The organism is Oceanobacillus salinisoli (assembly GCF_009733865.1).
In the GTDB taxonomy this organism is placed as follows: Bacteria; Bacillota; Bacilli; order Bacillales; family Amphibacillaceae; genus Oceanobacillus; species Oceanobacillus salinisoli.
Genome location: NZ_WOFB01000003.1, coordinates 282615 through 302462, shown reverse-complemented (window position 1 = coordinate 302462; position 19848 = coordinate 282615). Strand labels below are relative to the sequence as shown.

General features: G+C 35.9%; 23 protein-coding genes. 22 read left to right on the top strand and 1 reads right to left on the bottom strand.

Annotated features, from left to right (window positions below; genetic code table 11):
* The first annotated feature begins 583 nt into the window (after window positions 1–583).
* From GMJ66_RS05330 to GMJ66_RS05250, 17 genes are all read left to right on the top strand, one after another.
* Window positions 584–1129, top strand: coding sequence for an NUDIX hydrolase (locus tag GMJ66_RS05330; RefSeq protein ID WP_156289290.1), 546 nt, complete (start codon window positions 584–586; stop codon window positions 1127–1129).
* Window positions 1130–1133: 4 nt separating this feature from the next.
* Entirely contained in the window at window positions 1134–2300 is a 1167-nt protein-coding gene (locus GMJ66_RS05325) for an endonuclease Q family protein (RefSeq protein WP_231514816.1), read from the top strand.
* Window positions 2301–2399: 99 nt separating this feature from the next.
* Complete coding sequence (gene spoIIM / locus GMJ66_RS05320) at window positions 2400–3038, top strand: stage II sporulation protein M (protein WP_156289289.1); 639 nt, start codon at window positions 2400–2402, stop codon at window positions 3036–3038.
* Window positions 3039–3144: 106 nt separating this feature from the next.
* Complete coding sequence (gene fur / locus GMJ66_RS05315) at window positions 3145–3603, top strand: ferric iron uptake transcriptional regulator (RefSeq protein ID WP_156289288.1); 459 nt, start codon at window positions 3145–3147, stop codon at window positions 3601–3603.
* A gap of 618 nt (window positions 3604–4221) precedes the next feature.
* Window positions 4222–4428, top strand: a complete 207-nt coding sequence (locus GMJ66_RS05310) for a YqzK family protein (RefSeq protein ID WP_156289287.1) — start codon at window positions 4222–4224, stop codon at window positions 4426–4428.
* 3 nt (window positions 4429–4431) lie between these two features.
* Window positions 4432–5322, top strand: coding sequence for a site-specific tyrosine recombinase XerD (gene xerD / locus GMJ66_RS05305; RefSeq protein ID WP_156289286.1), 891 nt, complete (start codon window positions 4432–4434; stop codon window positions 5320–5322).
* A 328-nt stretch (window positions 5323–5650) separates the two neighbouring features.
* Entirely contained in the window at window positions 5651–6832 is a 1182-nt protein-coding gene (locus tag GMJ66_RS05300; protein ID WP_156289285.1) for a D-alanyl-D-alanine carboxypeptidase family protein, read from the top strand.
* Between the two features lie 110 nt (window positions 6833–6942).
* On the top strand, window positions 6943–7296 hold the full coding sequence (spoIIAA, locus tag GMJ66_RS05295; RefSeq protein WP_156289284.1) for an anti-sigma F factor antagonist: 354 nt from the start codon (window positions 6943–6945) through the stop codon (window positions 7294–7296).
* Window positions 7293–7733 carry an anti-sigma F factor gene (gene spoIIAB, locus GMJ66_RS05290; protein ID WP_156289283.1) on the top strand — a complete coding sequence of 147 codons (441 nt, stop codon included), beginning with the start codon at window positions 7293–7295 and terminating at the stop codon, window positions 7731–7733. Before spoIIAA ends, spoIIAB begins: the two co-directional genes overlap by 4 nt.
* 11 nt (window positions 7734–7744) lie before the next feature.
* Window positions 7745–8500, top strand: a complete 756-nt coding sequence (sigF, locus tag GMJ66_RS05285; protein WP_156289282.1) for an RNA polymerase sporulation sigma factor SigF — start codon at window positions 7745–7747, stop codon at window positions 8498–8500.
* A 1094-nt stretch (window positions 8501–9594) separates the two neighbouring features.
* Entirely contained in the window at window positions 9595–10215 is a 621-nt protein-coding gene (locus tag GMJ66_RS05280; RefSeq protein ID WP_197046606.1) for a stage V sporulation protein AA, read from the top strand.
* Window positions 10193–10624 carry a stage V sporulation protein AB gene (locus tag GMJ66_RS05275; protein WP_156289281.1) on the top strand — a complete coding sequence of 144 codons (432 nt, stop codon included), beginning with the start codon at window positions 10193–10195 and terminating at the stop codon, window positions 10622–10624. The genes GMJ66_RS05280 and GMJ66_RS05275 overlap by 23 nt, the downstream gene beginning before the upstream one ends.
* A 20-nt stretch (window positions 10625–10644) precedes the next feature.
* The gene (locus GMJ66_RS05270; RefSeq protein ID WP_156289306.1) at window positions 10645–12126 is read left to right on the top strand and encodes a spore germination protein; all 1482 of its coding nucleotides are present in this window, start codon (window positions 10645–10647) and stop codon (window positions 12124–12126) included.
* Window positions 12127–12212: 86 nt separating this feature from the next.
* A complete protein-coding gene (gene lysA / locus GMJ66_RS05265; RefSeq protein ID WP_156289280.1) occupies window positions 12213–13523 on the top strand; it encodes a diaminopimelate decarboxylase in 1311 nt (436 codons plus the stop codon).
* Between the two features lie 80 nt (window positions 13524–13603).
* Entirely contained in the window at window positions 13604–14041 is a 438-nt protein-coding gene (locus GMJ66_RS05260) for a peptidylprolyl isomerase (RefSeq protein ID WP_156289279.1), read from the top strand.
* Between the two features lie 25 nt (window positions 14042–14066).
* Window positions 14067–14525, top strand: coding sequence for a M50 family metallopeptidase (locus GMJ66_RS05255; RefSeq protein WP_156289278.1), 459 nt, complete (start codon window positions 14067–14069; stop codon window positions 14523–14525).
* 183 nt (window positions 14526–14708) lie between these two features.
* Complete coding sequence (locus GMJ66_RS05250) at window positions 14709–15065, top strand: GNAT family N-acetyltransferase (protein ID WP_156289277.1); 357 nt, start codon at window positions 14709–14711, stop codon at window positions 15063–15065.
* 66 nt (window positions 15066–15131) lie between these two features.
* On the opposite strand, the gene GMJ66_RS05245 is transcribed toward GMJ66_RS05250, so the two are convergent.
* On the bottom strand, window positions 15132–15215 hold the full coding sequence (locus GMJ66_RS05245; protein ID WP_060668722.1) for a YjcZ family sporulation protein: 84 nt from the start codon (window positions 15213–15215) through the stop codon (window positions 15132–15134).
* A 143-nt stretch (window positions 15216–15358) separates the two neighbouring features.
* Here GMJ66_RS05245 and GMJ66_RS05240 point away from each other — a divergent pair, with 143 nt between their 5' ends.
* The 5 genes from GMJ66_RS05240 (at window position 15359) to GMJ66_RS05220 (ending at window position 19848) form a co-directional block, all read left to right on the top strand.
* Window positions 15359–16096: a segregation/condensation protein A gene (locus GMJ66_RS05240; RefSeq protein WP_156289276.1), complete on the top strand. Its 738-nt coding sequence runs from the start codon at window positions 15359–15361 to the stop codon at window positions 16094–16096.
* 2 nt (window positions 16097–16098) lie between these two features.
* Entirely contained in the window at window positions 16099–16692 is a 594-nt protein-coding gene (scpB, locus tag GMJ66_RS05235) for an SMC-Scp complex subunit ScpB (protein ID WP_156289275.1), read from the top strand.
* Window positions 16693–17167: 475 nt separating this feature from the next.
* Complete coding sequence (locus GMJ66_RS05230) at window positions 17168–18031, top strand: superoxide dismutase (RefSeq protein ID WP_156289274.1); 864 nt, start codon at window positions 17168–17170, stop codon at window positions 18029–18031.
* A gap of 126 nt (window positions 18032–18157) precedes the next feature.
* On the top strand, window positions 18158–19261 hold the full coding sequence (locus GMJ66_RS05225; protein WP_197046605.1) for a D-alanyl-D-alanine carboxypeptidase family protein: 1104 nt from the start codon (window positions 18158–18160) through the stop codon (window positions 19259–19261).
* A 2-nt stretch (window positions 19262–19263) separates the two neighbouring features.
* Complete coding sequence (locus tag GMJ66_RS05220; RefSeq protein WP_156289273.1) at window positions 19264–19848, top strand: nucleoside recognition domain-containing protein; 585 nt, start codon at window positions 19264–19266, stop codon at window positions 19846–19848.

Below are 19848 nucleotides of genomic sequence, written 5' to 3'. Positions count from 1 at the left end.
CGGAAATACACTACGCGCACCTTAGGGCGGCTGGTGAGCCCCCTCGTGCTAACGCGTCTTTAGGGGTCTCATCGATGCCAATCTTCCCGCAGGAGTCTCCGTGTATTTCCTCCGCTGGTTTTGTGCTATTCAACTTTCTATCTGAGTATTACTAACCTATACATGAATCAGAAAATCACTACTAGCATAGGCAGAATACGTAGACTCCTCGAAGATACAAACCGATTTTCTTCGTGCGGTTTATCGCTGTCGTAGTGCTCCTTGACCTGTGGGAACAGCACGTTCCAGACCTTAGCAGTGAGGGTACTACTTGAGTAATCTTCTTTGTTCCCTTGCGCCGAGGAATTCTTCAACGAAGTGTTACTAGAAGACACAGGCGCACCGGTTTTCCGCGAGGAGGCTTTAGGTCGTAGCCACGAACCGTAAGTATTCTAGGAGCGATTGCAAGAACGATATCATTATTAAAACAAGCGAGAGCATTAGGAATTTTCATTAGACAGGAGTTTATTTTAAATCATAAGCAATCAATTGTACGGAAAAAGCTTAAACATAAATAAAATGATATAAAATGAAGGAGATTTGTATGAAAAAGTTTGAAGAGAAAACGATAAAAACAGAAAAGATTTTTGATGGAAAAGTGGTTCAATTACAGGTTGACGATGTGAAATTACCCGACGGAAAAACGTCGAAACGTGAAATCATTAAACATCCCGGAGCAGTAGCGGTTATTGCTATCACCAATGACAATAAGATTGTCTTTGTGGAACAATATCGTAAGCCATTGGAAAAATCGTTGGTAGAGATTCCTGCTGGTAAACTGGAACCGGGAGAGAATCCATTGGTAGCAGCAGTACGTGAACTGGAAGAAGAAACAGGGTATACAACAAACAGCTTATCATTTGTTACTTCTTTTTACTCTTCACCAGGGTTTGCAGATGAACTGTTACATATTTATATTACTGATGATCTCGTGAAACTGGAAAATCCTAAAGCTGGAGACGAGGATGAGTTTGTCGAAATTGTCGAATTAACATTAGATGAAGCAAAACAATATGTGGAAGAAGAGCGGATTCACGATGCAAAGACGAACTATGCCGTTCTATATCTGCATGCACTAGAAAGAAGGTAAGACATTGAATTCATATTTTGCAGATATGCATATCCATATTGGCAGGGATATGTATGAAAAGCCGGTAAAGATCACCGGTGCAAAAAGCTTAACATTAACAAATATACTAAAGGAATCCAGCAGAAATAAAGGAATTGATTTAATTGGCGTGATTGACTGTCATGCTCCTGCTGTACAACAGGAAATAAAGGAGCTGATGGATGCTGGAAAGGCCGTTGAACTGACGGATGGAGGAATTCGTTTTGAAGAGGTAACTTTATTGCTGGGTTCAGAAATTGAAATCTATGATGAAAATTGTCAAGGGCCGATTCATGTATTATGTTATTTTCCAAAGCTGGAATATATGGCATACTTTTCAGAGTGGTTAACTGGTAAAATGAAAAATATTACGCTCAGTTCCCAAAGGTATTATGGAACTGCGAAAGAACTGCAATATAAAGTGAAGGAACTGGAAGGTATTTTTATTCCGGCACACGTTTTCACTCCCTTTAAAAGTCTTTATGGAAAAGGGGTAAACCAATCACTGAAAGAAGTATTTGATCCTGACTTGATTGATGCAGTCGAATTAGGTCTTAGTTCGGATACTTATATGGCCGACCAAATCAAAGAACTTCATGATTATACGTTTGTAACTAATTCTGATGCTCACTCTTTAGCTAAGATAGGGCGTGAATATCAGGAAATACTTATGAAGGAAGTAACGTTTCGGGAATTTAACTGGGCATTACATGAGGTGAAAGGAAGAAAAATTAAACAAAACTGCGGAATGGATCCGAGACTGGGGAAATATCATACGACGGTATGTAATGATTGCGATGAACAGCTTCAGCCTAATGAGAAAGAATGCCCGAATTGTGGTTCAACGAAGATAACGAAAGGGGTATTTGACCGAATTCAGGAACTAACAGATGTTAAAAATTCTGATAGGAAGAGACCTCTATATTTATATCAGGTTCCACTTGAATATTTGCCTAAACTTGGACCAAAAACTTTTCGAAAGTTATTGGAACGGTTTGGAACAGAAATGAATGTTATTCACCATGCCAGTTTGGAAGAATTACTAGAAGTTGTACCAGCAACACTAGCACACTCTATTATTGCTATGAGAAAGGGTGAACTCCAGGTAAAAGCAGGTGGCGGTGGCAAATACGGAAGTGTATCAAACAAATAACATTTATATTTCTTGAAATAAAAAAATAGATTTTGGTATTTTTACACGGAATTCTTCATAGTTTTTAATATAAGTATCATCTTGAAATGGAGGATTCCGATGTATAATAATAGAACACTTATGATAAATCATGTAAAAGAGCATGCAACTATATATTTATTTATGATAATTTTATTCTTAACAGGGATTATATTTGGTGCTATTATTGTTAACAGTATGAATTTTGTGCAAAAGCAGGATTTGTTTTTTTACTTGGAACGTTTTTTTAAACAAATTGTTGACGGGCAAACGATAGATCATACGCTCATACTTAGAGAAAGCTTCTTTTATCATGCGAAATATCTTTTTCTATTATTTTTACTAGGGTTATCTGTCATCGGACTTCCTATTGTATGGGTGCTTTTGTATGTGAAGGGTCTGGTTGTTGGTTTTTCTGTTGGTTTCTTAGTCAATCAACTTGGTTTTAAAGGGTTATTACTGGCAGCATTATCTATTGCCCCACAAAATGTTGTTATTATTCCTATCTATATTATCGCTGGTACATTATCGATGATTTTTTCGTTGACACTGTTAAATAAATTATTTTCGAGAAGACCCTCAGGACCAATTTTTCAGCCCTTTGGAAGATATATGTTAACATTTTCCCTTTTATTGGGTGCATCTCTTGTCGCATCAAGTATAGAAGCATATGTCGCAAACGGTTCGATGGCTGCTTTAATAAAATCATTTTACCAATAATGAAACTTACATTATAATTATTATAAATATAAAGTAATAATATTTTTGACACGTGTTTTATCAGTGCATATAATAAAAGAGCATGGTATGAGGGGAGCGACGTGTTATGGAACATCGGATTGAGCGAATAAAAAAACAGCTGCATTCACAGAGCTATAAGTTAACACCACAAAGAGAAGCGACCGTCCGAGTTTTGCTGGAACGTGAAGAAGACCATCTAAGTGCAGAAGATGTCTATTTATTAGTCAAAGAAAAAGCGCCGGAAATTGGTCTTGCTACTGTTTATCGTACATTAGAGCTGCTTTCTGAATTAAAAATTGTCGATAAAATTAATTTCGGTGATGGGGTATCCCGTTATGATTTACGGAAAGAGGGAGCAAAACATTTCCACCATCATCTTGTATGTATAGAATGTGGATCCGTGGAGGAAATTGAAAATGATTTGCTGGAAGATGTTGAGAAAATTGTACAAAAAGATTGGGAATTTCAGGTGAAAGATCATCGCTTAACATTTCATGGAGTATGTAAAGAGTGCCAGAAAGCTACGGTTAAAGCTTCTGAATAATAGTTTATCAAAAGCCTTTTTTCGTATGAAAAAGGGCTATTATTATGGGATAAGAAAGTATAAATTTGCTCTTTGATGTCTAGCTCCATCGCCCAGCGACTAGAGGACTTCCCTCACCTCCGTACGATAAAGAAGACTTGCCGATTGGTGAAACCAGAGGCTTAGTCGCACTTATACCCTTGCGGTGAAAGTCAACATCGATTCAAGTTTAGGAAGGCAGACTAAAAGCGGGCTAGCGCTCAGGCGTCGGCATACCCCTATGAAGGGGCATGTTTCCTTTTCGCTCTTCAAGCATGAGATTCACTAAGATTTTTACATTTGTAAAAATCAAGATCATCTAATCTCCTACGGGGACTGTTCGGTTAAAACCGCCGCTTTGCGCGGCACACCGAACCACCTGGCATGGCCAGGCGCAGTCCGTACGTCGCTAAACGGGCGCTTGCACTTTTCTTATGGACTATATAGTAAAGAAGTGTTGTTTCTCCTTTTACAAATAAAAAGAAAAAGAGTACATTTAATTTAGAATGAAAAAATTCTGTGTCTTTATATGTATAATGTCTTTTAATTTTGGCATATCTTTAAGTAGGAAACTACTATTTTAAAGAGGAGATATGCCATATGAAGCAATTAATATGGGATACTATGAAGGTCTTTGTGATTTTTACCATTTGTACATGCTTATTTTATTTTGGTTTAAAAATGATGCATGCAGAATATGAAAATTATCATAAATATGACCAGCCTGAAGGACCGTCCGTTAAGGTATTTAATACGGAACATGGGATTATTGACAGAATGAATCTATTTTTTCGATTAGGAGAATAGGAAATGTTAAACCATCCACTGGAAGATTATTTTCACTTTTTACAGATAGAAAAAGGGCTTTCTGATAACACTTTAAAGTCCTATAAAAGGGATTTAAGAGATTATAAACTTTATATAGAAAAGGTAGCACAAAAATCCTCTTGGGAATCAGTTGGAAGAAATGATATTATAGGTTTTCTATATATGTTAAAAGATAGCGGGAAATCATCTGCAACCATTTCGAGACATATTTCTTCGATACGCTCGTTTCATCAATTCCTTGTGAGAGAGCAGTTAGTCCAGCAAGATGCAAGTTTACATATAGAAACACCAAGAAAAGAAAGAAAACTTCCTGATGTCCTGTCACAAAAGGAAATAGAATCACTGCTTGCAATTCATGAAAATAGTCCATTAGCCATTCGAAACAAAGCCATGCTCGAGTTAATGTATGCCACAGGGCTGCGTGTCAGTGAAATTATTACATTAAAAGTAAGTGATTTGCACTTAACGATGGGGTTTGTCCAATGCTTCGGTAAAGGATCTAAAGAAAGAATAGTCCCAATTGGCGATGTCGCGATAAAGGCAGTGGAGGATTATTTACAACAAGCAAGAAATCAACTAGTGAAGCAGAATGCAAATCATGTACTTTTTGTTAATCAGCACGGAAGACCTTTATCCAGACAAGGTTTTTGGAAAATCCTAAAAAAAATAGCATTGGATGCGGGAATAAGTAAAAAGATTACCCCCCATACTTTGAGACATTCCTTTGCGACTCACTTATTGGAGAACGGCGCAGATTTACGTATTGTACAAGAAATGCTGGGGCATGAGGATATTTCGACAACACAGATATACACGCATGTAACCAAAACTAGATTAAAAGATATGTATAAAACGTATCATCCTAGAGCTTAAAGTGTATACCCCTTTATGAAATAATATACATAAAGGGAAGTATACAAAATTATTATATTCGGAACAAAGTGTTGAAAAAGAAAAATAGAAATGGATTTTTCTAAGTGTAATGAATTTTAGAATTTGTAATGTCCGGGTGCAAATTGCTCATGAAGAAAGTATACCTATAAAAAGTAGGATCGACGAGAGAATGTATACCACAATAAAAGAATAATTGGAAGGAAAAGAGCGCAGCCTAATAATTGTGCTCTTTTTTTGCTTATTATCAAGTATATTTCCATGGTGATATGGTAAAGCTGAAATTATATTGAATGTTGGAGGTAAAACTATGAAAAAGTATATTCTCATTTTTAGCATCTTATTTTCACTGTTTGCATTCACATCGTTATCCACATCTGCAGAAGAGAACGCAGAGGATGAAGGAGATGAATCCCTTAATTTAGCCCCTGATGCGAAGTCAGCAATACTAATAGAACGGGATACAGGAGCTATTTTATATGACAAAAATGCACATGAAGCTCTTCCTCCTGCCAGTATGACAAAGTTAATGACCTTACTCCTTATTATGGAGGCCATTGATCAGGGCGATTTAAAAAAAGATGAAATGATACGTATAAGTGAGCGTGCTGCATCGATGGGAGGTTCACAAATATTCCTTGAAGCAGGAGAGGAAATGTCTGTGGAAGATTTATTAAAAGGGGTAGCCGTTGCATCTGGTAATGATGCTAGTGTTGCATTAGCAGAAAGAATTGCTGGTAGTGAAGAAGCATTTGTAAAGAAAATGAATGAAAAAGTAAAAGAACTTGGTTTGGAAAATACAAAATTTCAAAATACAACCGGGTTGCCTGTGGATGATCATTATAGTACCGCATACGATATGGCCATGGTTGCAAAAGAACTACTGAAATATGAGGATATTACGAATTATACATCCATTTACGAGGATTATTTAAGAAAAGGACAAGAGAATGAATTTTGGCTTGTGAATACGAATAAACTAGTCAGATTTTATCCTGGAGTGGATGGACTTAAAACAGGCTATACCAATGAAGCAAAATATTGTTTAACAGCTACTGCTGAAAAAAATGACATGCGTGTTGTAGCAGTTGTTATGGGTGCAGATACGACTAAAGAGAGAAATGCAACTATCTCTAGTATGTTGGACTATGCATTTAATCAGTACGAAACTCATCCATTATTTGAAAAAGATGAGGTCGTTACTAAGTTACAATTATTAAAAGCGGAAGATAAAGACATGAACATTATTGTTCCTGAATCAGTTAGTACTTTACATAGAAAAGGAGAGTCAACTGATGATGTAACAACGGACATCAGTCTGAATGAAGAAATACCGCTGCCTATTAATAAAGGGGAACAAGTAGGAGTTCTAACCGTTAAAAATGGAGAAGAAGTCATTTCGGAAATACCGCTTACTGTGGAAAGTGATGTAAAACAAGCCACTTATTTTACCTTGCTGAAACGGACATTGCAAGAAATAGCGAAAAATTAATAACATCTTCTAAATTACTCGAAAAAGGACTTCTTTTGTCGTAAAGCAGGAATTGGCCCTTTCCATAAAGAAAAAGTTAATACACAAGAAAGTGAGGAGGAGATAAGAAGATGGGGCTTCATTCAATGTTTGATGTGAAAGAAGATGTATTAATAGTTAGACTTTCTGGCGAATTGGATCATCATGAAGCAGAAAGCTTACGAGATAAATGGAAGGATATGATGTATACCAATCCAATAAAGCATGTCATCTTAAATCTTGAAAATGTTACATTTATGGATAGTTCTGGATTAGGAGTTATTTTAGGAAGGTATAAAGAAGTGCTGCAATTAGGAGGAGAAATGGTTGTTTGTTCCATTTCTCCATCAATCAATCGTCTGTTTGAAATGTCAGGGTTGTTTAAGATTATTCGATTTGAAGAGAGTGAAGCATTTGCGTTAGAAACTTTGGGGGTGGCTTCATGAAAAATGAAATGGTTGTAGAGTTTTCCAGTACAAGTGAGAATGAGGCTTTTGCACGAGTTACAGTTGCAGCCTTTATTACACAGTTAGATCCTACCATGGATGAATTAACTGAAATTAAAACGGTTGTATCCGAAGTAGTAACAAATGCAATTATCCATGGATATAACAATGAACCAAATCATAAAGTGATGATTAAGTGTGTCATTGATGATGGAGAAATTGAACTGATTATTAAAGATCACGGTATTGGAATTGGAGATATCGATCAGGCTAGACAACCTTTATATACATCCAAACCCGAATTAGAAAGATCTGGAATGGGATTTACAATTATTGAAAACTTTATGGATTCTGTTAAGGTCACTTCTTCTCCTACTGAAGGAACAACACTCTACATGAAAAAGCAGCTTGTAAAATCAAAAACGGTATATAACTAGGATATATGCCTATGAATGTAAACATAAAGAAAACCAAGGGTGAAGAGACCTTAACTGATGAACAAGTAAAGGAATATATATATCAGAGCCAGCAAGGAGACAAGGTAGCACGGGATATTTTAGTGGAGAAAAATATCCGACTTGTCTGGTCGGTTGTCCAGCGTTTTATTAATCGCGGCTATGATCCGGATGATTTATTTCAGATTGGAAGTATTGGGTTAATTAAATCAATTGATAAATTTGACCTTTCCTATGATGTAAGGTTTTCTACGTATGCAGTTCCAATGATCATTGGGGAAATCCAGCGTTTTATCAGAGATGATGGAAGTGTAAAGGTTAGTCGTTCATTAAAAGAAGTTGGGAATAAAATAAGAAAAAAGAAAGATGAACTGACAAAGCAACTAGGCCGTTCCCCTACAGTCAATGAAATTGCAGAGGCGTTAGAGATTACACCCGAAGAAGTCGTTCACGCACAAGAAGCATCCAAATCCCCGCACTCCATCCATGAAACGGTGTTTGAAAATGATGGGGACCCGATTACTTTATTAGACCAGATTGCCGATCAAGATACGAAATGGTTTGATAAATTAACATTGCAGGAAGCGATTAAGAATTTAAGCGAAAGAGAACGACTGATTATTTTCCTGCGCTATTATAAAGACCAAACGCAAACAGAGGTTGCTGAAAGGTTGGGTATTTCACAGGTTCAAGTATCCAGGCTGGAGAAAAAAATATTAAAGGAAATGAAAGTCAATATGGATTTGTGACGGTGAAGGTTACTTTTATCCGTAATTAACTGGCTATTAGACCCTTAACGAGAAGTATTGGAAATATTTCAGAATAATAAGTGTGGGGTGTGTAGCCAGTAAACGCTTGAACCTTCAATCAGTGGGAAGAAATAACCCACTAATTGCAGATTCCCTTATGAAGGGGACTGATTTTGGCACTAAATCTATACACTCCGTCGTAAGGTACTGCTGCAGTCGCCTTCAGTAGTTTAGAATACCAACCATTATTTTAACATTTTACTTGATTTAAAAACAAACACAAAGAGCCAAGAGAAATAGGGGATAGAACAAAAGTTTTTAGGTAAAGAAAAATCCGTACTAATACAAATTCTGTATTTAGAATTTGGTATTAGTATGGATTTTTTCATTTTTAAGGATGTTTTTAAAAGATTGAAACTCGGTTACTCATCCAGTCGAAAAGATTTGTTGTTTATGTCACTAAATATATAGACTGCGAAGTAACTTTAGTTGATATAGGAGCTTAATCTACCGCTACGGAAATACACTACGCTTTCCATGGACGGCTGTTGAGCCTCTTTTCCCACAGGACAAGGAAGGCTTCGGCAGCGTTACGTCACACGCAGAAAAAGCGCTTTTCTTTTTTAAGGAGTCTCCGTGTATTTCCTCCGCTAGTTTTATGCTTTTATTTTACTAAACATTTAATTGTACTAAATAAATTCTTATCATAGGGTAACCACTGTTAAGCTGGTTGATTGGAGCGGAGGGCAGTCGACTCCTGCGGGAAAAAGCACGTGTCTAGACCTGAGCAGGAAGTGGTTTCTTCCGAGAAGGCTAAAGCCGTTCCCTATGGTGGGCGACTGCCCGTAGCGGAAATCAACGTTGCACTCACTTAGTTCGCAGTTTATATCCACTGCGAGTTAAAAAGCAATAAAACATAAGAAAAGAGCCTTTTATTATCTGTATTAGTGCAACGAAGGCATTCGCCTAAAAGTTTAAGAATGCTAAGTTTTCTAATGTTTTTAATACAAACTACATCAATTATTCTTTTTGATAAAATGTTTCTTCTTGGTTCATACTAATTCTACAGTAACAATATTAAGGATGGGATTACCTTGAAAAGTCTTGTCTACTTGCGGATGAAAAAAAATGCTAATTTTCCTCGTATGTGTGAGGTTTATTTAAAAGATATTGCATATGTTACAACTTCAGATCCATCATTAAAGAAAAAATTAGAACATGTACCTATTTATCGTCTGACAAAAAAGGATAAAAACCTCGTTGTTATTGATAGTATCTTGATTATCGAGCATTTGACGAACTTATATGAGTCAATGGAAATCCAACTTGTTGGACCAAGTCAGACAATTATTCGGGTTGTCCCTGATAAAAAACCAAGTTCCGTATTATTGGTAACCTGTGTATGGCTAATTTTATTTATCGGGACTGCCATGACCATTATGAATTTTCATTATGATGTTAGTATGCAGGAAGTCCATCAAAAACTTCATTATTTGCTAACCGGTGAAGAAAATGAATTCCCACTATGGATTCAAGTACCTTACTCACTTGGATTAGGTTTAGGGACGTTACTGTTTTTTAATCATTGGTTTAACAAACGATTTAATGAGGAACCCAGTCCGCTCGAAGTGGAAATTTTTAATTACCAACAAGACCTCGACAATTACGTAAATCATAAAGAAAACAAATTAAATGTTAGAGAACCTTCTAATTAAACTAGCCCAAATTTTTATTGGGTTTAGTGGAGGTCTTGCTGTAGGTGGTGGATTTGTAGCATTTATTACCGTTCTAGGAATTATTCCGAGGTTAATTCAATTAAGTAAATCATACAAGTTAATAAAAGTCTATACTGCATGTGTCATCTTAGGACTATTGGTGGGATCCTATTTATCTTTTGCAAAGGTTAATCTTAATCATCCTGTTATTCTCTTAGTTATATGGGGGTTATTTCACGGTGTATTTAATGGCATGTTAGCCGCAGCTTTAACCGAGGTATTAAATGTTTTTCCAATTGTAACAAGACGAATCCACATGGAAAAAAGTTTACTTATTTTATTAATGGCGATTATGTTTGGAAAGGTGATAGGATCCCTTTTTCAATGGACCATATTTGTTAAGCTGTAAGGAAAGTGATGTGTTTGAAAATGAGTAAAACCGATAATAAAACACCTGTATCGTCAAATATTATGCAAAATCAAAGGTATATGGAAAATCGAATTGGCATCGATGTATCTTTCGATGTTGGCTTTCGTGAAATCACTGTATTAAAAAAGAAAGTTCAACTCTATTATGTGACTGGACTATGTGATACGTCCGTAATCCAGGAACTTTTGAAAAAGCTAATTGAAATTAATGATTATGAAAGCAATACGAGAAAAATTCACGAAATTATTGAAAATCGCTTAGTACATCAGCAGGTTGATCCCGTAGAAACGATGGATGAAGCAGTGGATCAGATATTATCCGGATTAGTAGCAGTATTTATCAACGGTGAAAAGAAGGCATTAATTGTTGATGTTAGAAGTTATCCAGGCAGAACCCCTCAAGAACCTGATACAGAGAAGGTAATAAGGGGGTCTAGAGATGGTTTTACCGAGAATATTATTGAAAATACTGCTTTAACAAGACGACGAATTCGTGATGAGCGATTACGGCATGAAATGTTAAAAGTAGGGGAACGATCGAAAACCGATATATGTATTAGTTATGTACAGGACATCGCTGATCAAGGACTGGTTGATTTATTAAAAGAGAAGCTTGATTCGATTGATGTGGATGGTTTATCGATGGCAGATAAAACGATTGATGAATTTTTTATTGAAAGGAAATGGAATCATTACCCTTTAGTTAGATATACAGAAAGGCCTGATGTTGCTGCAAGTCATTTATTAGAAGGACATGTAATTATCATGGTTGACACATCACCAAGTGTTATTATCATCCCTACCACTTATTTTCATCATATGCAGCATGCAGAAGAATTCAGGCAATCACCAGCAGTCGGAACGTTTATTCGTTTTATTCGATTCTTAGGTGTCTTGGCATCGATGTACCTGCTGCCTTTATGGCTGTTATTTGTGTTAGATCCAACATTGTTGCCAGGAAGTTTATCGTTCATAGGACCTAATGAGGAAGGGAATATCCCAATTATGGTTCAGATCATTCTTGCCGAAATTGGGATAGAGTTCTTGAGGATGGCTGCAATCCATACGCCAACACCTTTGGCAACTTCGATGGGCCTGATTGCCGCCGTTTTAATTGGACAAATTGCTATTGATGTTGGTATGCTTAGTCCTGAAGTGATTTTATATGTTTCCATTAGTGCAATTGGATCCTATGTTACTCCAAGCTATGAGTTAAGTGTTGCAAATAAATTAATGGGCTTATTTTTAATTCTTGCAGTGGGATTCTTTGGTTTGCAAGGGTTTGTGATTGGATTTGTTCTTCATATGCTATATTTAATCAATCTGAAATCACTTAAAACACCTTATCTATGGCCGTTTATTCCTTTCAATGCCGAAGCAATGCTTCACATATTATTTCGAATACCAGTACCATATGCTAACTCAAGACCTAGAGTGGTACATCCCAAAAATAATTATAGACAGCCAACGAAAAAGAGCTAACATGCCGGTTAGCTCTTTCGTTTTTTGTCGACATATGGTAAAGTATCTTTATTCATTTTAATTGTACAATCGGAGGAATTATGCTTATGGTTATTGAACATCATCCATTTCCAGTTAATGATAAAGGGCATCTAGAAATAGGTGGTTTAGATACAGTTAAACTAGCAGAAAAATATGGTACTCCTTTATATGTTTATGATGTATCCATGATACGAAAAAACGCTCGCTCATTTGTGGATACATTTAAAAAATTAGGAGTTCGTGCAAAAGTTGCTTATGCGAGTAAAGCCTTTTCATCTATTGCTATGCTTCAAGTGGCTAAACAAGAAAAATTATGTTTGGACGTCGTGTCTGAAGGAGAACTCTATACTGCACTAAAAGCGGATTTCCCAGCAGAAAGCATTCATTTACATGGCAACAATAAGAGCCAGGAAGAAATTTCTATGGCGATTCAAAACGGTATTGGCTGTATCGTTGTGGATAATTTCCATGATATTGAATTGATAGAAACTGTTTCGAAACAATTAGGGAAAAAAGATATAGATGTATTAATGCGTGTTACACCAGGAGTTGAATCACATACCCATGAATACATTATGACTGGAAATGAGGATTCAAAATTTGGGTTTGACTTACAAAATGGACAGGCAGAAGAAGCGTTTAAACTTATGCAGCACCATGAAGCGATTCATTTTAAAGGACTTCATTGCCATATAGGATCACAAATATTTGAAACAGAAGGCTTTAAGATTGCTGCTGATATGTTATTCAAAGAATTAGCTAAATGGAAAGACCTTTACGATTATATTCCAGAGGTATTAAACTTGGGTGGTGGATTTGGTATCAGGTATACGAAAGAGGATAATCCACTGCCATATAACGTTTACGTGGAAGAATTGATAGAGGCTGTAAAGCAACATGTGGAGACTTTAAATATCCCTATGCCGGAAATCTGGATTGAACCTGGTAGATCCATTGTTGGAAATACGGGTATTACACTATATACTATCGGATCCATGAAGAATATACCTGGTATACGAAAATATGTTTCCGTTGATGGAGGAATGACGGATAATATAAGACCTGCATTATATCAGGCAAAATATGAGGCAGTTATAGCAAATAAGGCAACCAAACCTATTACAGATACGGTTTCCATAGCTGGTAAATCCTGCGAGTCAGGAGATATGTTAATATGGGATTTGTCCGTCCCTGATATTGATCATGGGGATCTATTAGCTGTTTTCTCTACAGGAGCGTACAGTTATTCTATGGCGAGTCATTATAATCGTATACCAAATGCAGCGGTTGTTTTTGTGGAAAATGGATCAGATAAATTGGTCGTAAAACGAGAAACGTATAAAGATGTTGTCAAAAATGATTTGACATATGAGTAATAAAGTCGACAATTCTTTCATAACTATCGATGAAATGGTAAAATAGGTAGGCAGTATCATTAAATAAAAGGAGATATAAAATGACGAAAAAAGGTTATATTTTAATGGATAATGGAAATAAAATTGAATTTGATTTATTTCCTGATGAAGCACCAGGTACAGTAGCAAACTTTGTAAAACTAGCAAATGAAAACTTTTATGATGGATTAACTTTTCATCGAGTAATTCCTGGATTTGTAAGTCAAGGGGGATGCCCTGTAGGTAATGGTACCGGAAATGCCGGATATACGATTAAATGTGAAACAGATCATAATCCGCATAAACATGAAGAAGGCTCATTATCTATGGCACACGCTGGAAGAGATACGGGCAGCTGTCAATTTTTCGTTGTACATGAGCCACAACCTCATCTTGATGGTGTTCATACCGTTTTTGGTAAAGTAACTTCAGGTATAGAACACGCCAAATCAATGAAAAATGGAGATGTCATGAAAGAAGTAAAGGTATTCTCTGAATAATTTCCGAATCGAATGATGGAAATTCATGATGATGTTTTATCAATTTATCTTTCTGATATTTGCCATCGCCCCATTAAGTACTTTCTTCCATGAATTAGGTCATGCCTTGGCTGCAAAACAGGTGAAAGCGGAAGTCGTCACGTTAAGGATTGGAAAAGGAAAACAACTGTTTAGGATAGAAATCCGTGAGTTACAAATAGAAATATTTTCTCTCTTCTTTATGGGTGGGCATACCGTTAGCTCACGGAGCCCATCCTATAAATTAAATGAATTAATATACATTACTTTATTAGGACCGCTTCTAAATGGCATAATTGCGTTTCTTTTGATTCTCATTAATAGAATAGAACCTTTTAAGTTCATAGAATTAGCTATATGGTTTAATTTATGGCTGTTTTTCGTCAATATGATTCCAATCCGAATAAAAGATAAACATACAGACGGTTATATTGTATATAAATTATTATGGAAACAATTAAAATAATTCATTCATGTATAATTTTGGCGAAAAATGTACATAATAGTATCTAAACTGCCTGTTGTATGTCGTTATTTGACAAACAACACAATTAGTGCAATAAATATATATATACTTTCCTATAGTGTAATCTGATTTATTTTGATTAAATGAAATTATTCTATTAGTCTTATATTAAGAGGGGTCTTTATGTTAATTCGTTTTAAGAAGAATATGGAAAAAATTGCAATGGGACTATTGTCATTTATGCCGGATGAAAAAAAAGACGTAAAAAAATTACAGAATACTATTAAAGAATATGAAAGCAACCCTAATTGGAATCTTTATTTATGGAAAGAAGAAGATGTTTTGGGAGCAATTGGTGTTAGGGTGGAAGAACATCATGTGATTATTCAACATGTTTCCGTAAATCCATCCCATCGGAATATGGGGATTGGCAAGAAAATGATAAATGAAATAGATCAACTTTATCAAGAAAACTATACTGTTTATGCAGGCGAAGAAGTGCAGGATTTTTACCAGAAGTGTAAAAGTGACAATGTTTAAACCTAAAGCAGTAAGAAAGCCAGCCCTAATAGAAAAGGGCTGGCTTTATAAGTGTCTATATTAATTTTAGAACCAAGCAGCACCAACGATGATTAAAAGAATGAACAATACAACGATTAACGCAAATCCTCCGCTATATCCATGACTCATAACAAATTCCTCCTTTTTCTTCTTTGTATAAATGTTTTATGGTAACATTTATCTTACGTTAATAACTTATGTTGACATTTATCATGGTGTATAGGCGATTGTTACATGTGAGTATAATTTCCAGGTAGAGAGGAAGGAAAACGGTGAATCAAGCTTACCAAGTTAAATTAGATGCATTTGAAGGCCCGCTTGATTTACTTCTGCATTTAATTAACAAGTACGAGATTGATATATATGATATCCCTATGGCGGAATTAACGAAACAATATATGGATTACATACATACGATGCATCAGTTAGAATTAAATATAGCCAGTGAATATTTAGTGATGGCTTCCACTCTTGTTGCAATTAAAAGCCAAATGCTTCTCCCAAAACAGGAAATGGTGGATGATACAGAGGAATACATGGAAGATCCGAGAGAAGAATTGATTGGCCGTTTAATTGAATATCGAAAGTATAAGGAAGCGGCAAGCAAACTAAAGGAAAAAGAAGAAGAAGCAAACCAAATTTTCACAAGACCACCCACAGACTTTAAGGAATTATCAGCAGAGAAGAAGCCGGTTACTCCTGGCGAAGTTTCGGTTTATGACATGCTGAATGCCTTAGGTAAAATGTTTGAGAGAAAAAAGTGGGAAGAACCACTGGATACGAAGGTTAGTCGTGCAGAGATCCCGATAGAGCAGCGTATGACAGATGTATTGCAAATGGTGAAAAAAGCAGAACATGGTATTGCGTTCGATCAATTATTTCCATATCCTTCGCGAACACATATTGTCGTTACGTTTATTGCATTATTGGAATTAATGAAAGTTAGGGAAGTTTATTGTAAACAAGAACAACATTTTGATACATTATATGTATTTTCTATGGAGGAATAACTGTGGAAATTGCAGAATTAAAGGCAATCATAGAAGGGTTATTATTTGCTAGTGGTGATGAAGGGATTACTGTAAAACAATTAAAGGGTATTTTAAATATTTCAGAAGAAACGGTCAGTCATTTAATTGAAGAATTAAAATACGAATATGAGCGAATAGATCGTGGAATTATGATTATGGAATCAAATGAAGTACTTCATTTGACAACGAAACCAGAACATAGTGAATACTATAAAAAGCTTTTAGAAGTGCCTCAATCAAGTCGTATGTCACAAGCGGCACTAGAGACCCTTGCGATAATCGCTTATAGACAGCCAATTACAAAAACTGAAATTGAAGAGTTACGAGGTGTCAAAAGTGACCGGCCAGTACAAACATTAGTTGCAAGGTCTTTAATTGAGGAAATTGGCCGAAAAGAAAGTATCGGGAGACCTATTTTATATGGTACAAGTAAAGATTTTCTGACTTATTTTGGTTTAACATCACTGGAGGAGTTACCACCTCTTCCCGAAACAGGTGAATCTGAAGATGTCAATCAGGAAGCGGATTTATTCTTTGAACGATTTAATGAAGAATTAGAATTAGATAATGAGTAATGAAATCCTTACATTATGATAATGTAAGGATTTTTTATCGTTTGAATAACTGGCTGCTGTAAGACATTCAAGGATAATAAGTGGAGGCCGGGCAGCCGGTAATCTCCTGATTCATATTTAACATGGAGTGGAGGATGAAAAAAACACTGATTGAAGATTCACTTTATTTCACAAGCCTATAGAATTTTGACGCCCTAAGTAAAAAAACGAGCGAATGTGAATTTTTTTAAAGGATATTGTTTAAAACTTCACTTTTTTCGTTGCAAAATATATAAACTCCTGACTAGTATATGTGCACCGTTGATTTCCGCTTTGGACATCCGCTTTCCGTAGCGGTAGATGAATCTCCAACATCATCTAAAGTTAGTTCGCATTTATTTCAACTGAAAAGAGTTTACTTTATAATTAAATTTTCGAACAACCTCTATATACACAATTAAAAATATTGGGCATATGCTGCATAGGGGGTGTAAGAATGGAAAACCAGCTGAATTATCTTAAAAGACTTCGCGAATGGGGAGACCGAGTCAAAGAATCACTTCTTGCGGCAAATATACCAGAAAGCAGCCGTAAAGAATGGATGGAACAAATTGAAGAATTTCTAAACGATATTCATGTCTCTTTAAAGAAACATGAGGTTAGCGGTGACGAAGTTAGACTATTGGAAAGTAAAGGCAAAAAAATAACCAACATGCTGAAAAACGCAGATAGTGAAAGCAGTATTCCTTATGGAAAACATCAATTACCGCCATTACCTTATGCATATGATGCGCTGGAACCATATATCAGCAGAGAAATTATGCGCCTGCATCATGATGAACACCATCAGTCCTATGTAGAAGGATTAAATAAGGCAGAAGAGCAAATATATAATAAGAAAACAGATAAGGATACTTTGAAACATTGGTTAAGAGAGCAAGCGTTCCATGGATCAGGTCATTACTTGCATACAATATTTTGGAACAATATGACACCAAAATCGACGAAGCGGCCAATTAAAGAAATAAAAAGACAAATAGAGAAGGATTTTGGTTCTTGGGACAAATTCAAAAAGTTATTTTCAGATGCAGCCGATTCTGTAGAAGGAGTGGGCTGGGCGATTCTGTTATGGAGTCCGAGAAGCGGTAAATTAGCCATTCAAACCTTTGAAAAACATCAATTATTCCAAATTGCAGATACCATTCCTTTACTAGTACTTGATATGTGGGAGCATGCGTATTACTTACAATATCAAACGGATAAAAAGGAATATGTTAAAAATTGGTGGAATGTTGTTAATTGGGAAGACGTGAATAACCGTTTATTAGTGGCGAAACAGGTGGAGTGGAAAAAGTTTTAAATGCTATATCCTTTTTAAAAAGCGGTGTTCTCTCCAGATATGGTATGTTTTTTGAAAAATGCTCATAACTGTTTTTCTCTTGCATAAACTATATTAGATACCATATCTGTGGGAGGACAACAAAAAATGAAAATAAAATATGTTTTACTGAGTGTTATCATATTAACCGCTCATTTGCTATCTCCTTCAACAGGACAAGCTGCACCGAGTGTTTCTGCGAAAAATGCAGTTTTAATAGAACAATCCACAGGCCGTGTGTTGTTTGAAAAAAATGCACATAATCCAGAATCGATTGCAAGCATTACCAAAATTATGACTGCAATTATAGCCATTGAATCAGGAAAAATGAATGAAAAAGCTACTGTGAGCAGAAATGCCATTTATACGGAAGGATCATCAATCTATTTAGAGCAAGGTGAAAGAATGACAATTGAAGATCTCGTTTATGGTTTAATGCTCCGGTCTGGTAATGATGCTGCGGTAGCGATTGCAGAACATATTGGTGGCAGTGTGGGAGGGTTTGCCTTTTTAATGAATGAAAAAGCAAAATGGTTAGGAATGACAAATACGCATTTTGACAATCCGCACGGTCTCGATTCGGACAACCATTATTCCAGTGCATATGATATGGCTATGCTCATGCGCTATGCAATGGAAAATGAAACATTTAGAGAGATAACCGGGACCACTTCCTATAAGTCCGATGATAGAACATACAGCTGGCAAAATAAAAACAAGCTGCTAACCCAGTTTTATGAATATTGTACTGGTGGAAAAACTGGTTATACGAAGAAAACAGGAAGAACATTAGTTTCTTCTGCTAGCAAGGATGGGATGGATTTAATTGCCGTAACGTTGGATGCCCCTGATGACTGGCAAGATCATATGGCAATGTTTAACTGGGGGTTTGACAATTATAATATGGAATCCATAGCAGAGGAAGGAGAAGTAAACTTTCATTTAATTGATCTAAACAGGAGTGAAGTAGGTTATATACGTGAAACTATTCAGTATCCATTATCTGAGGAGGAAGTAAATCATCTTTCCCTGAAAAATTTTATTTTAAAAGATGCGGAAGAATCGGACAACCATCTCCTAGGTAAAACGGTATTTTACCTAGGAGATGAAAAAATTTTCGAAACACCTATTTATGCAGAAGCGCAAATAGAAAAAGAGAATCATTTCTTCTCGAATATTCTATCATTCTATAAAAAAGTAGCAGGGATGTAATTATGGTTAATCTAATATGGGCATTTATGGCAATTGTTGGTATCGTATATGCAATGTTTAATGGTACGATGGATGAAGTGAATAAAGCGCTTTTTGAGAGCGCCGATGAGGCAGTAAAACTATCAATTGGGTTAATTAGTATATTAGTATTTTGGCTTGGCATTATGAAAATAGCGGAAGAAGCAGGGATATTAAAAGTATTAGCAAAACTGATGCGTCCAATTGTAGTAAAGATTTTTCCTGAAATTCCAAAAGATCATCCTGCCATGGGATATATCTTATCCAATTTTACAGCTAATATGTTTGGCTTAGGGAATGCTGCAACTCCATTAGGAATAAAAGCGATGGAACAAATGAAAGAATTAAGTGGAACAGATACCGCATCTAGATCAATGATTACGTTTTTAGCGATTAATACGGCCGGTTTAACAATCATTCCATCAACGATTATAGCTATTCGTATGCAATATGACTCTGTCTCTCCTACCGAAATCGTAGGTACGACAATTATCGCTACCGGGATTTCCCTAATCAGTGCATTGCTGCTGGACCGCTTCTTTTATTATCGAAGTATTAGGAGGAAGTAA

Coding starts and splice junctions, on each gene's coding strand:
- GMJ66_RS05330 (WP_156289290.1), top strand. CDS start 584: ATGAAAAAGTTTGAAGAGAAAACGATAAAAACAGAAAAGATTTTTGAT.
- spoIIM (WP_156289289.1), top strand. CDS start 2,400: ATGTATAATAATAGAACACTTATGATAAATCATGTAAAAGAGCATGCA.
- fur (WP_156289288.1), top strand. CDS start 3,145: ATGGAACATCGGATTGAGCGAATAAAAAAACAGCTGCATTCACAGAGC.
- GMJ66_RS05310 (WP_156289287.1), top strand. CDS start 4,222: ATGAAGCAATTAATATGGGATACTATGAAGGTCTTTGTGATTTTTACC.
- xerD (WP_156289286.1), top strand. CDS start 4,432: ATGTTAAACCATCCACTGGAAGATTATTTTCACTTTTTACAGATAGAA.
- GMJ66_RS05300 (WP_156289285.1), top strand. CDS start 5,651: ATGAAAAAGTATATTCTCATTTTTAGCATCTTATTTTCACTGTTTGCA.
- spoIIAA (WP_156289284.1), top strand. CDS start 6,943: ATGGGGCTTCATTCAATGTTTGATGTGAAAGAAGATGTATTAATAGTT.
- spoIIAB (WP_156289283.1), top strand. CDS start 7,293: ATGAAAAATGAAATGGTTGTAGAGTTTTCCAGTACAAGTGAGAATGAG.
- sigF (WP_156289282.1), top strand. CDS start 7,745: ATGAATGTAAACATAAAGAAAACCAAGGGTGAAGAGACCTTAACTGAT.
- GMJ66_RS05275 (WP_156289281.1), top strand. CDS start 10,193: ATGTTAGAGAACCTTCTAATTAAACTAGCCCAAATTTTTATTGGGTTT.
- GMJ66_RS05270 (WP_156289306.1), top strand. CDS start 10,645: ATGAGTAAAACCGATAATAAAACACCTGTATCGTCAAATATTATGCAA.
- lysA (WP_156289280.1), top strand. CDS start 12,213: ATGGTTATTGAACATCATCCATTTCCAGTTAATGATAAAGGGCATCTA.
- GMJ66_RS05260 (WP_156289279.1), top strand. CDS start 13,604: ATGACGAAAAAAGGTTATATTTTAATGGATAATGGAAATAAAATTGAA.
- GMJ66_RS05255 (WP_156289278.1), top strand. CDS start 14,067: ATGATGATGTTTTATCAATTTATCTTTCTGATATTTGCCATCGCCCCA.
- GMJ66_RS05250 (WP_156289277.1), top strand. CDS start 14,709: ATGTTAATTCGTTTTAAGAAGAATATGGAAAAAATTGCAATGGGACTA.
- GMJ66_RS05245 (WP_060668722.1), bottom strand. CDS start 15,215: ATGAGTCATGGATATAGCGGAGGATTTGCGTTAATCGTTGTATTGTTC.
- GMJ66_RS05230 (WP_156289274.1), top strand. CDS start 17,168: ATGGAAAACCAGCTGAATTATCTTAAAAGACTTCGCGAATGGGGAGAC.
- GMJ66_RS05225 (WP_197046605.1), top strand. CDS start 18,158: ATGAAAATAAAATATGTTTTACTGAGTGTTATCATATTAACCGCTCAT.
- GMJ66_RS05220 (WP_156289273.1), top strand. CDS start 19,264: ATGGTTAATCTAATATGGGCATTTATGGCAATTGTTGGTATCGTATAT.